Below are 16,215 nucleotides of genomic sequence, written 5' to 3'. Positions count from 1 at the left end.
CCTTCAGGATTTGCGGTCGCGGCGGGTGGCAAGCAATTGCGCCACGCCGGCAAGCGTCACCGAGATGAAGAAGACGATGGAGCCGATGGCATTGATCCGGGGTGAGACCTGGCCTTGCAGCAGCGCGAGGATGCGCACGGGCAGGGTTTCTTCGAGCCCCGAGACGAACCAGGCGATCATGAACTCGTCGAAGGACACGGCTGCGGTGATGGCCAGCGCGGCAAGGATCGAGGGCAGGCACCAGGGAATGGTGACCGAGCGCATCGTCGTCCAGCGCGAGGCGCCCAGGTTCCAGGCCGCCGGTTCGATGTCGGGCGACATGTCGGCCAGCCGCATGCGGATCAGCGCCATGGCGAAGGGCGCGCAGATGACCACGTGGCCGATCATGACGGCGCGCAGGGTGCCCACGAGGTTGACCATCGAAAAGAACGACAGCATGGCCAGGCCCAGGATCAGCACCGGCACCGTGGGGGGCAGGGCGGCCAGCGCCAGGTAGGGCGTCTTGCCGGTGAAGTTGAAGCGGTAATCGGTATAGGCCGTGGCAAACCCGATGAAGGTCGACACGACCGAGACCACGGCCGAGACCTTGAGCGACCGGATGAACCCCGCGATCACCGTGTCATCGGTCAGGATCGCCTGGTACCAGGTCAGCGAGAACCCGCCCCAGGGCAGCGAGGGGAAGCGGTCGGCATTGAAGGAAAAGACGACGATCGAGGCGATCGGCGCCAGGATGAAGACGAAGACGAGCACCGTCCAGATGACCTGCCAGCGGTCCCTCATTTGCGGCCTCCCGACCGCCCGTAGGCGGCAAAGAGCGATCCGAAGAGCACGACGATCAGCGTGACGACCATGGTCACGGCCACGACCGAGGCGCGTGGCCAGTGGTTGCCGGATTTGGTCTGGTCGACGATCAGGATCGACATGGTTGGCGGCTTGCCTCCGCCCAGGTAGGCCGGGCTGACGTAATCGCCGAAGCTGAGGATGAAGGCGAAGGTGCCGGCCAGGATCAGCCCGATGCGCGCGGCGGGGATGGTCACGGTGAACGTGGTCCTGAGCGGTCCGCAGCCCAGGTTGTGCGCCGCGCCGATCAGGTCGCGGTTGACGTTCGACAGGGCGAAGAGCTGGATCAGGATGACCAGCGGCAGGCAAAGCGTCAGGTAGCCGACGCAGGCCCCGAAGGTGTTGTTGAGCAACTCGAACGGACCAAGGCCCAGCCAGCCGAAGACCACGTTCAGCACCCCTTCGGTCGACAGGATGATCTTCCACGAATAGACGCGCACCAGGTAGCTGGTGAAGAACGGCGTGATCAGCAGGAACATGGCCCAGCGGCGGGTCGCGGGCCGGGCCTTGAAAGCCAGGAAATGGGCGGCCGGAAAGGCGATGACGCTGGCCATCACGGCAACCAGCAGCGCCAGTTCGAACGTATGCAGGTAGGCGGCCCAGAAATAGTCGCGGGTGAACATCCGCTCCCAGTTCTTCAGCACGAAGTCCGGGGTCAGGCGATAGTTCTTCACCACCCAGAAGCTCATCGAGATCAGCACGAGCAGGGGCGCAAGGAAGAAGGCGGTTTGCCAGATCAGCGCGGGGGCCGCCCAGAAGGCGGCGAAACCGTCGATCAGGCGACGGGATTTGCTTGGTTGGGCCATGGTGTCTTGGGCTGGGGGGCCGCGCCCGTGTCAGGCGCGGCCCGGTTGCATGGAGAGAGAGGCGACCGGCGGCTTACGACTTGAAGTCGGTGAAGGCGTCGGTCCAGTCCTCGATGTCCTGCTGGACCGGGGTCTGGCGGATGTTGATCTTGCCCTCGGCGTAATCGTCCATGACGTTGTTGTCCGAGAAGGTCAGGCGCAGGCGCTTGGCCGCTTCGGGGTTGGTCTCGTTCAGGACTTCCCAGCCCTTCTTCGACGGCACCGAGGCATTATAGGCCGGCATCGTGGCCGACAGGGCCTGGCCTTCGGGCGAGGTCATGTACTGGATGTATTCCCGGGCCAGGTCGGCCTTGGGGCTGTCCTTGCCGATGCACAGGCTTTCGGTCCATTGCACGCCGCCTTCCTTGGGCACCCAGGACGACACCGGCACCCCGTCGGCGGCCAGCAGTTGGGTGATCCAGTCGCCCACGCCGGGGATGATCGCCGCATCGCCGTTGGTCAGCGACGAGAAGGTGTCGGCCATGGAATAGAAACCCGTGGTGTTCGGCTTGACCTCGTCCATGAAGCCCAGCAGGGCGGCGAATTCGTCGTCGTTGATGTCGTAGGGATGGCCGACATTGCCCGCCCCGCAGCTGAGGCAGCCCATCGACGGCAGGTACCAGTCGAAATAGCCGACCTTGCCGCTGACCTTGGGATCCTTGAGCACCTGGTAGGTGTCGACCTCTTCGCGGGTCAGCATGTCCGTGCGGTAGGACACGCCGAGATAGCCGAAGCGGATGATGACCGAATAGAGGTCGTCGTCGATCCAGTGGCCGGGGAAATGCTGGAACTCGGGGAAGAAATCCTCGAACGGGTAATCCTCGGGGGTCAGCGGGTCGATGAACCCGCCCTGGACCAGCTGGATGACATATTCGGCATCCGACAGGATCAGGTCATAGGTGCCCACGGGCGACTGGTTGACCAGGGCCACCATGTTGTCGCCGCCGACATATTCCTTGGCCACGACCTTGATGCCGGTGGCTTCCTCGAACGGGCCGATCACGGCCGGGTCGGTATGGCCGGGCCAGGTCAGCAGGTTCAGCGTGCGGTCGCTGTCCTGGGCGCGCAGGATCGAAGGCGCGGCCAGCAGGGTGGCGCCGGCGCCGATCCCCTTGAGAACCGACCGGCGCTGGATCAGGCCGGTCCGGGGTGTGATGAGCTTGGTCATGGTATCTTCCCTGTCTGTCGTCTTGGGGCTCTTGGAATGGGTCGGCGATCGTCGGGGTCTGTCCGGGATCGCCGGGGCAAGTTCGGGTCGGGTTGGGGCAAAGGGGCAATCGCTAAGGGCAGGGGGCGGGCCGTCAGAACGTGTCGAACCCGGGCTGGCGGCTCCACAATTGCAGCACGGCCCGGCTTTCGCTGGCCATCAGCTGCCGGGCCGGCAGGGCGCGGTCGTCGAGATCGGCGCGCACCATCCTGGTCAGCGGGCCGAGGTCAAAGCCGATGGCCTCGCAATCCTGCAGAGTGGCCGCGTAATAGAGCTGATCGATATTGGCCCAGAACATCGCGGCCACGCACATTTCACAGGGCTCGCAGGTCGTGTAGAGTTCGCAGCCCGACAGGTCCCAGGTGCCCAGGTTGCGCCCGGCATCGCGGATCGCCTCGACCTCGCCATGCGAGGTCGGGTCGCATTTGTTGACCACGTTGTTCACGCCCACGCCCACGATCCGGCCGTTCTTGACCATGATCGCGGCAAAGGGTGCGGCGCCGTCTTCGAGCATGGCCTTGCAGCTGATCTCGATGGCGCGGGCCATGAAGTCGGATGGCTCCGGCATGGTCGATCCCCGGTCGTTCACTGATGTCACCCCTGTCACTGGGGCCACTGGGCGAGCCGGGTGACCCCATGTCAACGCGGAGGGTGCCAGCGGTCGGCCGCCGGGACGCGGCGCCCAGCGAATGGGCGCATTCTGGATCAAATGGTCAAATTTATGGCGGCGGGTGACGATGGGGCAGGCCGGCCCGCGCGCCGATGGGCAGCGGGCCGCCACCGACCGGGCAGGGGGCTTGCGGCCCCTGCCGGTGGGCGAGAGGCTTTGGCCCGGGCGCGGCCCCTATGCGGGCCGGCCCGGCGCATCTGCCCAACGGAGGATTGAAATGCTGATTGCCCACCTGTCCGATCCGCACCTGCGCGCGCGCGGAGAGCTCTACCAGGGGATCGTCGACAGCAATGCGCTGTTCGACCGGGCGCTCGACACGCTGACCGCGCTGGACCCGGCGCCCGACATGGTGATCATCGGCGGCGACCTCACCGACGAGGCCACGCCGGCCGAATATGCCACCGTGACCGAGAAGCTGGCCCGGCTGGACATGCCCGTCCATGCCATCCCGGGCAACCACGACACGCGCGAGGGCTTTCGCCGGGCCTTTGCCGGGGCCGGCCACCTGCCCGAAACCGGCCCGCTGCATTTCTGCATCGAGGGGCCGGTGCGGGTGATCGGCTTTGACGTGACCGTGCCGGGCGCCCATCACGGCCTGGTCGACGATCCGGCGGCCAGCTGGCTCGACCGGACCCTGGCCGAAGCGCCCGACCGGCCGACGCTGATCCTGATGCACCAGCCGCCGGTCGAAACCGGGATCACCTGCATCGATGCCTACAAGTGCCGGGGCGCCGACCTGCTGGCCGCGGTGATCAGCCGCCATCCCCAGGTCGAGCGGCTGCTCTGCGGGCATATCCACCGCCACATGCAGCAGGCCTTTGCCGGCACCCAGCTGATCTGCGCGCCCAGCACGGCCACGGCTATCGCCCTGCGCCTGGACCCGGGGGCGCCGGGGGCATCCTGGCTCGAACCGCCGGCCATGCTGTTACACGATGCCCGGCGGCCGGGGCCGATCGTCACCCATTACCTGCCCATCGGCCGGTTCGACGGGCCTTACGATTTCTTCTGATCCCGGCGGCTCCGCCGCCCGCCCAGCCGGCCCCCGCGGGCCGGTTGCCGGTGGCGGCCCGAGGCCACCCGGTCCCAACCCGTGTGCCGGTCGCAGCGCGTGTCTCAATGCCGTCTGGCCACAGACTGTACGCCGGTCGCGGCGCGTGTTCCGGTGCCGCCTGGCCACAACCCGCGCGACGGCTGGATCAGCGTGGCCCGGTACGGCCCAGCCGCGACGCGTGCATCAGTTAAGGCGCATGTCCCGGTGCCACCCGGCCACAACCCGTGCGGCGGTTGTGGGGGCGTGAGCCGTTGCCTTCTGCACGGGGCGGTCGGCCAGCCGCCCTGTCCGGCTCCGTTTCAGCCCAACCGGCATTGCCTGACCCGCATGCCCGCACCCTGGCCGGCCCCGACCCGCGCCCTATGGCCGGCTTGACCATCGCGGTCTGACCGGCCATGACATTGCCCGGCCCGGCCCCGGCGATCGACACCGGCGGCCGGGTCGGGAGGACGCCAGGGGATCGAATATGGCTGACAGACGGACCGCACCGGGCAAGACCGAGCCGCGCGAGAAATCGAAGAAGATCGGCTCGCTGACGGCCCTGTGGCCCTATATGCGGCCCTATCGCGGGCTGATCGCCCAGGCCCTGGCCGCGCTGGTCCTGACGGCCTGCGTGTCGCTGGCCCTGCCGCTGGCCGTGCGCCGGGTGGTCGACAATTTCCGCGTCGGCTCGTCCGAGATCCTCGACACCTATTTCCTGGCCGCGCTGGGCATTGCCGGCCTGCTGGCCCTGGGCTCGGGCCTGCGCTACGCGCTGGTCACCCGGCTGGGCGAACGGGTCGTGGCCGACATCCGCAAGGCCGTGTTCGACCGGGTCATCGGCATGAGCCCGGCCTTCTTCGAAAAGATCATGACCGGCGAGGTGCTCAGCCGGATCACCACCGACACCACGCTGATCCAGTCGGTCATCGGCTCGTCGATCTCGATCGCCCTGCGCAACGCGCTGATCTTCATCGGCGGGCTGATCCTGATGATGCTGACCTCGGGCAAACTCAGCGGGCTGGTCCTGCTGCTGGTGCCCCTGGTCATCGTGCCGATCCTGACCCTGGGCCGGCGGCTGCGCGCCATATCCAAGGAAAACCAGGACTGGATCGCCGCCTCGTCGGGCAATGCCTCCGAGGCGCTGTCCTCGGTGCAGACGGTGCAGGCCTTCACCCATGAGCTCGCCAGTCGCGCGGCCTTTGGCGATGTCACCGAAACCTCGTATGACGTGGCCCGCCGGCGCATCCGTGCCCGGGCGGCGATGACCATCATCGTGATCTTCCTGATCTTCTCGGGCATCGTCGGTGTGCTGTGGATCGGGGCCAACGACGTGCGTTCGGGCGTGATGACCGAAGGCACGCTGGTCCAGTTCGTGATCTACGCGGTCATGGTCTCGGGCTCGGTCGCCGCCCTGTCCGAGATCTGGGGCGAGCTGCAGCGCGCGGCGGGGGCGACGGAACGGCTGGTCGAGCTGCTGCACCTGGAAGACAGCGTGCAGGACCCGGCCGCGCCCCTGGCCCTGCCGCAGCCCGTGCGGGGCGAGATCACCTTCGAGGACGTGCAGTTCCGCTATCCCGCGCGGCCCGACCGGGCGGCGCTGGATGGCATCGACCTGACCGTGCGCGCGGGTGAGACGGTGGCCTTTGTCGGCCCGTCGGGAGCGGGCAAGACGACGATCCTGCAATTACTGCTGCGCTTCTACGATCCCGATGGCGGGCGCATCACGCTGGACGGGATCGACCTGGCCGCCGTGGCCCGCAAGGACTTTCGCCAGCACATGGCCCTGGTGCCCCAGGATCCGGTGATCTTTGCCGCCTCGGCCCGCGAGAACATCCGCTTTGGCCGGCCCGAGGCCAGCGATGCCGAGGTCGAGGCCGCCGCCCGGGCCGCGGCCGCCCAAGAGTTCATCTCGGCCCTGCCCGAGGGCTATGATTCCTACGTGGGCGAGCGCGGGGTGATGCTGTCGGGCGGCCAGAAACAGCGGATCGCCATCGCCCGGGCCATCCTGCGCGACGCGCCGGTGCTGCTGCTGGACGAGGCGACAAGCGCGCTGGACGCCGAGAGCGAACGGGCCGTGCAGGAGGCCGTCGACACGCTGGCCGAGGGCCGCACCATGCTGGTCATCGCCCACCGGCTGGCCACGGTGAAGAAAGCCGACCGCATCGTGGTGATGGAAGGCGGGCGGATCGTGGCCCAGGGCGGCCATGACGCGCTGGTGGCGCAGGGCGGGCTTTATGCCCGGCTGGCCCGGTTGCAGTTCACCGACGGCATCGCCGCCGAGTAACCCGTGCGAACCGGCACGCCCGATGTCCGCGTCCATGGCGGGCGGCGGCAGGGGGAGGGTGGGGCGCGCGCCCGCGTCGGGCGGTTTGCCGCCGGCAGGACCCGGGTGACGTTGCTTCCGGTTGCCCCCGCGGGCCGAGTGGCGTCACGTCAGAACGCGGCCAGTGCCTTGATCGCTTGGGGCTTTCCCATATCCTGTCGCCAAGGGAGACTGGAGCCGCAACGTGCTCCGACATGGGAGGATCAAGACATGGGCATGCCGACGCTGGCCGACAAACTGGCCTTCGAAGCCGAGATGGACTGGACGGACCGGGACGTGCCCCGAACGCTCTATGCCCTGCTCGAACGCACCACGCGGCGCTATCCGCAGAACAAGGCCACCAGCTTTCAGCTGACCTCGGGGCCGGACGACAAGGCCGAGACCCTGACCTATGCCGAGCTGTTCGACCGGGTCAGCCAGGCGGCCAACCTGTTCCGCGCCCATGGCATCGGCGAAGGCGACGTGATTTCCTATGTCCTGCCGACCTGCAACGACACGCTGATCACGTTTCTCGGCGGGGCCGTGGCCGGCATCGTCAACCCGATCAACCCCCTGCTGGAACCCAGCCAGATCGCGGCCATCCTGCGCGAGACCAATTCCAAGGCGGTGGTCACGCTGAAACCCTTTCCCAAGACCGACATCGCCCAGAAGGTGGCCGAGGCCGTCCGCCACGCGCCGGGCGTGCGCACGGTCTTTGAAATCGACCTCAAGAAATACCTCGCCCCGCCGAAATCCTGGCTGATCCCGCTGATCCGGCCCAAGGTCGAACCGGCGCCCAATGCCGATTATCTCGATCTCGACCGGGCCCTCGACGGCCAGCCCACGGCCCTGGCCTTTGCCGACAGCGCCGGCGACCGCCCGGCGTTCTACTTCCACACCGGCGGGACGACGGGCATGCCCAAGGTCGCCCAGCATTACTATTCGGGCGCCATCTACAACGGCTGGATCGGCGAGCAGATGCTCTATACCGAGAAGGACGTGGTGATGTGCCCGCTGCCGCTGTTCCACGTCTTTGCCTGCCATCCGGTGGTCATGGGCGTGATTTCCTCGGGCGCGCATGTGGTCTTTCCGACCCCTGCGGGCTACCGGGGCGAGGGCGTCTTTGACAATTTCTGGAAGCTTTGCGAACGCTGGAAGGTGACCTTCATCTTCACCGTGCCCACGGCCATCGCGGCCAAGATGCAGCGCCCGGTCGATGCCGACCTGTCGACGGTCAAATACGCCTTTTCCGGCTCGGCCCCGTTGCCCGTCGAATTGTTCAAACGTTTCGAAAAGGCCGCCGGGATCGAGATCATCGAAGGCTACGGCATGACCGAAGCCACCTGCGTGGTGTCGTGCAACCCGGTCGACGGGGTCAAGAAGATCGGCTCGGTCGGCATTCCCTTCCCCCATACCGAAGTGCGCATCCTGCGGGACACGCCCGATGGGCCGATGGCCTGCGGCACCGACGAGATCGGCGAGATCTGCGTGTCGAACCCCGGGGTGGTGGCCGGGTCGACCTATATCGAGCAGGACAAGAACCACCGGCTGTTCCACCATGACATCTACCTGCGCACCGGCGACCTGGGCCGGATCGACGCCGATGGCTACCTGTGGATCACCGGCCGGGCCAAGGACCTGATCATCCGGGGCGGCCACAACATCGACCCGGCCGAGATCGAGGAAGCCCTGCTGGGCCACGAGGCCGTGGCCTTTGCCGGGGCCATCGGCCAGCCCGATCCGCGCACCGGCGAGATGCCCTGCGCCTATGTCGAACTGGTCGACGGGGCCAGCGTGACGCCCGAAGAGCTGATGGAGTATTGCAAGGTGCATGTGCATGAACGGGCAGCCCAGCCCAAGCACGTGGTCATCATGGATGAGCTGCCCAAGACGGCGGTCGGCAAGATCTTCAAGCCCGACCTGCGCAAGGAAGCCATCGCCCGGGTCTATGACGGGGCGCTGGAACAGGCCGGCCTGCCGGCGCGCGTGGCCGAGGTGATCGACGACAAGAAACGCGGCCTGACGGCCCGGCTGGCCCGCAACGGGGCCGAGGCCGACGCGGTGTCGAAAGTGCTTGATGACTACGTCCGCCCGTGGGAGTGGTCCGACTGACGGACCACTGGCGGACCAGGACACCGGGACATTCATGGATTACGACAAGCTGATCGACGACGAGATCCGGGCCTTCATCGACCGGACGAACAGCTATTACCCGGCCGATGCCGTGACCCGCACGATCAGTGAACAGCGGCAGGTCTATGACGCCATGTGCCGGGCGTTCTTCCAGGGTTATCCCGAAGGCGTGGGCGTGACCGACATCACGGCCGACGGGGTGCCCTGCCGGCTCTACTCGGCGGGCGACCCGTCGGTCACGGTGGTCTATTTCCACGGCGGCGGCTTTGTCGTCGGCGGGCTGGACAGCCATGACGACGTCTGTGCCGAACTTTGCCAGCAGACCGGCTACCGGGTGCTGTCGGTCGATTACCGGCTGGCCCCCGAGCACAAGCACCCTGCGGCCTTCGACGACGCCTTTGCAGCGACGGCCTGGGCGGCCGGGCAATTCCCCGAGCCGATCGTGCTGGCCGGTGACAGCGCCGGGGGCAACCTGGCCGCGGCGGTGGCCCATCATGCCCGCGGGCGGCTGAAGGGCATCCTGGGCCAGGTGCTGATCTATCCCGGGCTGGGCTTCGACCCCGACAGCGCGTCGATGCACGACCATGCCGAGGCCCCGCTGCTGACCCGCGAAGAGGTGCTGTTCTATCGGACCATCCGCACCGGGGGTGGGCTGCCCAAGGACGATCCGACCTTCGCGCCGCTCGACGACAGCGATTTCGGTGACCTGCCCCCGACGGTGATCTTCACCGCCGATTGCGACCCGATCCGCGACGACGGCCCGCGCTACCGCGACCGCTTGCGCGCGGCCGGCGTGCCGGTGGAATGGATCAACGAGGAAGGGCTGGTGCACGGTTACCTGCGGGCCCGCGCCAGCTCGGAAAGGGCCCGCCACAGCTTTGAGCGGATCTCCCTGGCCATCGAGGCCCTCGGCCAGGGAATCTGGCCATACGGTTGATCCGGCGCCCCCGTCCGGCCGGCAAATGGCGCGGCTGGTGCCGGATGCCTGTGATCGTGGGCGAGGCGCAATCCTGAGGCCACCAGTCGACCGCAACGGCCGTGGGTTTGGGCTTTTCGCGCGAATTCAGTCCGATTGAGCGCGAAGGCCCGATTGTCGGCGGTCATTCCCGCAGGGCGGCAACGGCGCGGATCTCGACCTTGAGCTCGGGCCGGCTCAGCCCCGAGATGCCGATGATCGACCAGGCCGGGTAGGGGCTCTTAATGAAGCGCTGCTTGACCTCCATGAACGCGGGAAGCGTCTCTTCGATGTCCACGTGATAGCTGGTGACATCGACAAGATCGCCAAGATCCAGGCCCGCGATCCGCAGCAGCTCGGCGACGCGTTTCAAGGCCCATTCGGTCTGACCGGCAACGTCTTGGGGAGCGCTGCCATCGGGCCGGGCGCCGACCTGGCCGGAGATGAACAGGAACCCGCGCGATTTGACGGCCGGGGAGAAGCCGTATTTTTCGAATGCCGCCCGATAGCCTTCGAACATCTCGTTGCCTTGCGGGATCTGCAGAACTTCTGACGCCATGGTTGTGTCTTTCTGTTTGGGATGTGGAGGGCAGGGCCTGGCAGCCCGAACCCCGGTATGGGTTTTCTCACCCACAGGAACGCGGCCGCTGTGGGTGTCGCCCGCAACGATGGTGGTCTCAAGGCGCGGCCAATGACCAACTGGAGCCTGTACCGCCCGGCAAGGTTCTGGATGTGGGCGGGCATCGTGGACCTGTGGATGCCGGACCAGGCGTTCGACCAGTCTGCTTTCTCGAACCTGTCGAAAGCAATCTCACAGAAGCGGCCCGGCTTCCCTTTCGCCGTCAGGCGGACAACCTCGGCCTGCAGGCCACCGTCGAATAGGAACCGGGCGCCAACCTCGACCGATTGTGTCGATGAGCGGGGCCGTCGCCAGTGCACAAAAGCCAAGCTCGTCGCCAGCGCCGCCGTTGCCTGGGGGCGCTGCCCCCGTCGCCCAGGGGCGACTCCCCCGAGGGTACTTGACCCAAGAAGAAGACACGGGCGCGGCGCTCCTGTCTTCTTCTTGGTCCCAAATACCCGGCTCCGCAGCCGCCGCCCCGCGATGGTCCCGGGTCAGCGCGGACCGGTTCAGTGGCCGGCGCTTTCCATCTTGCGGTGAGCCAGGACCTCTTCGAGCCAACCGAGCTTCATCTCGGGCACCGAGCTGAGCAGCAGGTCCGTGTAATCGTCGAAGGGCGGGGCCAGGACTTCGCTTCTGGGCCCGTAGCGCACGACCTTGCCCTGGTACATCACGGCGATGCTGTCGGCGATGGCACGGACCGTCGCCAGGTCGTGGGTGATGAACAGGTAGGCCACGTTCTGCTTCTTCTGCAGGTCCAGCAGCAGCTTTAGGATGCCATCGGCGACCAGCGGATCGAGGGCCGAGGTCACCTCGTCGCAGATGATCAGCTTGGGATCGGCCGCCAAGGCCCGCGCGATGCAGACCCGCTGTTTCTGGCCGCCCGACAGTTCCGCCGGGTAGCGGTCGATGAACCCTTCGCCCATCTCGATCTGATCGAGCAGTTCCTGCACCCGGTCGCGTTTCTTTTTGCCGGTCATGCCGAAGTAGAATTCCAGCGGCCGGCCGATGATCGTGCCCACGGTCTGGCGCGGGTTCATCGCCACGTCGGCCATCTGGTAGATCATCTGCAGCTCGCGCAGGTCCTCCCGAGACCGGCCCGCAAGGGCGGGCGAGAGGGCGCGGCCGGCAAAGTCGATCTGGCCTTCGGCAGGGGGCAGCAGGCCGGTGATCACCCGGGCCAGGGTCGATTTGCCCGAGCCGCTTTCGCCCACCACGGCCAGGGTCTGGCCCGGCGACAGGGCCACCGAGACATCCTTGAGCACGTCGAACCTGGTACCGGCATACCGCGCGGTGATGTTGCTGGCCGTCAGCACCGGCTCGGCCGGAGCCTTTTCCGGATGGTCGATCTGGCGCACGGTCACCAGCGCGCGGGTGTAGTCTTCGCGCGGGGCCGTGATGATCTGTTCGGCCGTGCCATATTCGACCTTTTCGCCGTGGCGCAGCACCATGATGTGGTCGCTGACCTGGGCCACGACGGCCAGGTCGTGGGTGATGTAGAGCGCGGCCACGCCGGTGTCGCGGATGGCGTCCTTGATCGCCGCCAGCACGTCGATCTGGGTGGTCACATCCAGCGCCGTGGTCGGTTCGTCAAAGATCACCAGGTCGGGCTGCGGGCAAAGCGCCATGGCCGTCATCGCCCGCTGCAACTGGCCGCCCGAGACCTGGTGCGGGTAGCGGTTGCCGAAGGTCTCGGGGTTGGGCAGGCCCAGCTTGGTGAAAAGCTCGACGGCCCGGGCCTCGGCTTCGGCCTTGGTGCAGCGGCCGTGCTGAAGGGTGGATTCGGTGACCTGCTCCATCAGCTTGCGCGCCGGGTTGAAGGCCGCGGCGGCCGATTGGGCGACATAGGTCACCTCGGCCCCGCGCAGGGCGCGCAGGCCCTTCATGCCCCCCTTGAGGATGTCGCGCCCGTTGATCCAGACCTCGCCGCCGGTGATCTCGACCCCGCCGCGGCCATAGCCCATCGAGGCCAGGCCGATCGTCGACTTGCCGGCCCCGGATTCACCGATCAGCCCCAGGACCTTGCCCTTTTCCAGCGAAAACGACACGCCCTTGACTATCTCGATGTCGTGGGGCGCCTCGCCCGGAGGATAGACCGTGGCGCCGATTTTAAGGTTCTTCATCTCCAGAAGATCGCTCATCCCCGGCCTCCTTTCAGGCTGGTCGTGCGGTTCAGCACCCAGTCGGCCACCAGGTTGACCGAAATGGCCAGCGTGGCGATGGCCACGGCCGGGTAGAGCGCCGCGCCGATGCCGTAGACGATGCCATCGGCGTTTTCCTTGACGATGCCCCCCCAGTCGGCCTGGGGCGGTTGCACGCCCAGGCCCAGGAACGACAGGGTCGACACGAAGAGCACCATGAAGATGAAGCGCAGGCCCATTTCGGCGACCAGCGGCGACAGGGCGTTGGGCAGGATCTCGCGGAAGATGATCCAGCGATAGCCTTCGCCCCGCAGCTTGGCGGCTTCGACGTAATCCATGACCTCGATGTCCACGGCCACGGCCCGGGCCAGGCGATAGACCCGGGTGCTGTCGAGCAGGCCCATGACCAGGATCAGCATGGGCACGGTGACCGGCATGACCGACAGGACGACGAGGGCAAAGATCAGCGTCGGGATCGACATCAGCAGGTCGACGAAGCGCGACAGCACCTGGTCGGCCCAGCCGCCCAGCACGGCGGCGGTGAAGCCCAGCACGGCGCCGGTGGTGAAGGACAGGAAGGTGGCGGCCGTGGCGATGAAGATCGTCGTGCGGCCGCCGTAGATCATCCGGCTGAGCAGGTCACGGCCGATATTGTCGGTGCCCAGCAGGAAGTCTTCGGAGGACGGCTCCCAGACCCCGCCAACCACTTCGGCCATGCCGTAAGGGGCGAGGAGGGGGGCGAAGATGGCCACCAGGAAATAGCAGGCGGTCAGGATCAGCCCGGCAAGGGCGGCGATGGGTATTCTCATGCCAGGGCCTCGCTTTGCATGTCGGCGTATTGGTCTGCCAATGGGCGGGGACCGAGAAAATTCGTCGAATTTTCTGGGCCGGCGGCGGGGCGGGATGTCATCTGCGCCACGCTCATTTGGGATGCCTCAGGCGCGGGTTGGCCAGGATCGAGATGATGTCGGCCAGCATGTTCAGCCCGATGTAGACCGCGGCAAAGATCAGCCCGCAGGCCTGCACGACCGGCACGTCGCGTTTCGACACGTGGTCGACCAGGTACTGGCCCATGCCCGGGTAGACAAAGACCACCTCGACCACGACGACACCGACGACCAGGTAGGCCAGGTTCAGCATCACCACGTTGACGATCGGGGCAATCGAATTGGGAAAGGCATGTTTCCAGATCACCCGGAAGGTCGACAGGCCCTTCAGCTCGGCCGTCTCGATATAGGCCGATTGCATCACGTTCAGGATGGCCGCCCGGGTCATGCGCATCATGTGGGCCAGGACCACCAGCGTCAGCACGGCGACGGGCAGGGCGATGGCTTCGAGCCGGGTGAACACGTCTGCGTCAGGCCGATAGCCGATGGCTGTTGAGGGGAACCAGCGCAGCTTGACGCCCAGGAAGAACATCAGCAGGTAGCCGATCAGGAATTCCGGCAGCGAGATCGAGGCCAGCGTCACCGCCGAGATCAGCTTGTCGGGCCAGCGGTCGCGGTAGCGCACGGCCAGCAGGCCCAGGAACACGGCCAGCGGCACGGCGATGATCGCCGCCCAGAAGGCCAGGAACAGCGTGTTCGACAACCGCGATGCGAGGCTCTCGGCAATGTCCTGACCGGAGGTCAGCGCAGTGCCCAGATCCCCGTGCAACACGCCCGTCGCCCAGTCGAGATAGCGTGTCAGGGGCGGGTCGTTCAGGCCCAGGTCGCGGCGCAGGTTGGCCAGGGCCTCGGGCGTGGCCGACTGGCCGAGGATGGATTGGGCCACGTCTCCGGGCAGGATGATCGTTCCGACGAAGATCAGGATGGAGACGAGGAAGAGAAGCAGCAGGCCCAGCGCGATGCGCTGGGCCAGAAGTGTCACGACAGAGGACATCTCAGCCGGTAACCCACATCTTCATGGGCGCGTAGCTGTTCATCAGGGCATAGCCCGCCACGCCGTCCTTCCAGCCGGCGATCCGGTCGCTGGTGGCATCGAGGAAGTCGTTGAACATCGGGCAGATCAGCCCGCCTTCGTCATGCAGGATCTTGCCCATGTCGGCATACATCTGCGTCCGCTTGGCTTCGTCCAGCTCGCCCCGTGCGGCCAGCAGCAGCTGGTCGAACTGTTCGTTGTTGAACCGCGTGTCGTTCCAGTCGGCCGTCGACAGGTAGGCCGTGGTGTACATCTGGTCCTGCGTCGGGCGACCGCCCCAGTAGCTGGTGCAGAAGGGCTGGGCGTTCCAGACTTCCGACCAGTAGCCGTCGTTCGGCTCGCGCTTGATGTCCAGTTGCAGCCCGGCCGAGGCCATCGACTGCTGGAACAGTGCCGCGGCATCGGGCGCGCCGGGGAACGAGTTTTCCGAGGTGCGCAGCAGGATCGCCCCGTCGACACCGGCCTTGTCCATGTGGAACTTGGCCTTGTCCGGGTCGAACGGGCGCTGTTCCATTTCGGTGAAGAACGGATAGGACGCGTTGATCGGGGTGTCGTTGCCGACCGAGCCGTAGCCGAAGAGGATCTTTTCGACCATTTCCTCGCGGTTGATCCCGTATTTCAGGGCCAGCCGCACGTCGTTGTTGTCGAAGGGCGCGGTGTTGCAATGGGCGATGAACACGTAATGGCCCGGGCCCGAGGTCTGGTGCACGTTGATGTTCGGCGCGCGGGCCACCAGGCCGGCGGTGCGCGGGGGCAGGCGGTCGATCATGTCGACCTGGCCCGATTGCAGCGCGGCCACGCGGGCGGTGTTGTCGTTGATGACGATCAGCTCGATGGTCGCGGCATAGCCCAGATCACCCCAGTAGTTGGGGTTCTTTTCGGCCACGAAGCGCACGCCCATGTCCACGTCCTTGAGGATGTAGGGCCCGGTGCCGATGCCGGCTGCCGGATCGTCCACGCCCCCGCCGGGCTGGATGATCAGGTGGTAATCGGCCATCAGGTAGGGCAGGTCGGCCGAGGGGCTGTCCAGCCCGATGACCACGGTGTCGCCTTCGGCGGTGACCGAGCTGATCGTGCGCATGATCCCCAGCGCGCCCGACTTGGTGTCTTCGCCGGCATGGCGCATCAGCGATGCGGCCACGTCCTCGGCGGTCACCGGCTTGCCGTTCGAGAAGGTGATGCCCGAACGCAGCTTGAAGGTCCAGGTCGTGGCATCGGCCGAGCTTTCGAAGCTTTCGGCCACCTTGCCTTCGATCCCGCCGTCCTCGGACAGTTCGACCAGCGGCTCACCCCAGAGCCGGGTGACCATCAGCGCGACCTGGTTGGCGGCCAGCGCCGGATCGAGGCTGTCGGTGGTCGCCCCGCCCTGCACGCCGACACGGATCGTGCCGCCGGTCTGGGCGCCCTGGGCGCGCACGGCCTGCGACAGGAAGCTGTTGGCAGCGGCGGCGGTCAGCCCCAGCGCGGCGGCCCGGCCCAGGAATTCCCGACGGCTCATCAGCCCGGCCGTCACCCGGCGGGCATAGAAGGAAAGTTGACTTTTCATTGGT

The 16,215-nt window shown here is 66.8% G+C and carries 13 protein-coding genes; 4 read left to right on the top strand and 9 right to left on the bottom strand.

Translation table 11 applies throughout. From position 1 onward, the window contains the following. Nucleotides 1-3 precede the first annotated feature (3 nt). From ACK3BB_RS18515 to ACK3BB_RS18500, 4 genes are all read right to left on the bottom strand, one after another. A complete protein-coding gene (locus ACK3BB_RS18515) occupies nucleotides 4-780 on the bottom strand; it encodes an ABC transporter permease (RefSeq protein ID WP_428926117.1) in 777 nt (258 codons plus the stop codon). After that, entirely contained in the window at nucleotides 777-1,646 is an 870-nt protein-coding gene (locus tag ACK3BB_RS18510; protein ID WP_428926116.1) for an ABC transporter permease, read from the bottom strand. The genes ACK3BB_RS18515 and ACK3BB_RS18510 overlap by 4 nt, the downstream gene beginning before the upstream one ends. A 73-nt stretch (nucleotides 1,647-1,719) precedes the next feature. After that, a complete protein-coding gene (locus ACK3BB_RS18505) occupies nucleotides 1,720-2,853 on the bottom strand; it encodes an ABC transporter substrate-binding protein (protein ID WP_428926115.1) in 1,134 nt (377 codons plus the stop codon). A gap of 133 nt (nucleotides 2,854-2,986) precedes the next feature. Continuing rightward, nucleotides 2,987-3,460: a nucleoside deaminase gene (locus tag ACK3BB_RS18500; protein ID WP_428926114.1), complete on the bottom strand. Its 474-nt coding sequence runs from the start codon at nucleotides 3,458-3,460 to the stop codon at nucleotides 2,987-2,989. Nucleotides 3,461-3,779: 319 nt separating this feature from the next. On the opposite strand from ACK3BB_RS18500, the gene ACK3BB_RS18495 reads away from it, so the two are divergent. The 4 genes from ACK3BB_RS18495 to ACK3BB_RS18480 all read left to right on the top strand — a co-directional run bounded on the left by ACK3BB_RS18495 (nucleotide 3,780) and on the right by ACK3BB_RS18480 (nucleotide 9,967). Next, complete coding sequence (locus ACK3BB_RS18495; protein WP_428926113.1) at nucleotides 3,780-4,571, top strand: phosphodiesterase; 792 nt, start codon at nucleotides 3,780-3,782, stop codon at nucleotides 4,569-4,571. Nucleotides 4,572-5,079: 508 nt separating this feature from the next. After that, a complete protein-coding gene (locus tag ACK3BB_RS18490; RefSeq protein ID WP_428926112.1) occupies nucleotides 5,080-6,879 on the top strand; it encodes an ABC transporter transmembrane domain-containing protein in 1,800 nt (599 codons plus the stop codon). Nucleotides 6,880-7,128: 249 nt separating this feature from the next. Next, a complete protein-coding gene (locus ACK3BB_RS18485; RefSeq protein ID WP_428926111.1) occupies nucleotides 7,129-9,009 on the top strand; it encodes an acyl-CoA synthetase in 1,881 nt (626 codons plus the stop codon). Nucleotides 9,010-9,043: 34 nt separating this feature from the next. Further along, nucleotides 9,044-9,967 carry an alpha/beta hydrolase gene (locus tag ACK3BB_RS18480; RefSeq protein WP_428926110.1) on the top strand — a complete coding sequence of 308 codons (924 nt, stop codon included), beginning with the start codon at nucleotides 9,044-9,046 and terminating at the stop codon, nucleotides 9,965-9,967. Between the two features lie 163 nt (nucleotides 9,968-10,130). Here ACK3BB_RS18480 and ACK3BB_RS18475 read toward each other — a convergent pair whose 3' ends face one another. From ACK3BB_RS18475 to ACK3BB_RS18455, 5 genes are all read right to left on the bottom strand, one after another. After that, a complete protein-coding gene (locus ACK3BB_RS18475; protein WP_428926109.1) occupies nucleotides 10,131-10,544 on the bottom strand; it encodes a RidA family protein in 414 nt (137 codons plus the stop codon). Nucleotides 10,545-11,113: 569 nt separating this feature from the next. Then, entirely contained in the window at nucleotides 11,114-12,745 is a 1,632-nt protein-coding gene (locus tag ACK3BB_RS18470; RefSeq protein WP_428926108.1) for an ABC transporter ATP-binding protein, read from the bottom strand. Beyond that, entirely contained in the window at nucleotides 12,742-13,554 is an 813-nt protein-coding gene (locus ACK3BB_RS18465) for an ABC transporter permease (protein ID WP_428926107.1), read from the bottom strand. The genes ACK3BB_RS18470 and ACK3BB_RS18465 overlap by 4 nt, the downstream gene beginning before the upstream one ends. 112 nt (nucleotides 13,555-13,666) lie before the next feature. After that, nucleotides 13,667-14,626, bottom strand: coding sequence for an ABC transporter permease (locus ACK3BB_RS18460; protein WP_428926106.1), 960 nt, complete (start codon nucleotides 14,624-14,626; stop codon nucleotides 13,667-13,669). Nucleotide 14,627: 1 nt separating this feature from the next. Next, nucleotides 14,628-16,211: an ABC transporter substrate-binding protein gene (locus ACK3BB_RS18455; protein ID WP_428926105.1), complete on the bottom strand. Its 1,584-nt coding sequence runs from the start codon at nucleotides 16,209-16,211 to the stop codon at nucleotides 14,628-14,630. Nucleotides 16,212-16,215 lie beyond the last annotated feature (4 nt).

This window comes from Marinibacterium sp. SX1 (assembly GCF_050389775.1).
Classification (GTDB): Bacteria; Pseudomonadota; Alphaproteobacteria; order Rhodobacterales; family Rhodobacteraceae; genus Marinibacterium.
Note: the sequence above shows the minus strand (reverse complement) of the source record. Positions and strands in the feature narration are given on the sequence as shown.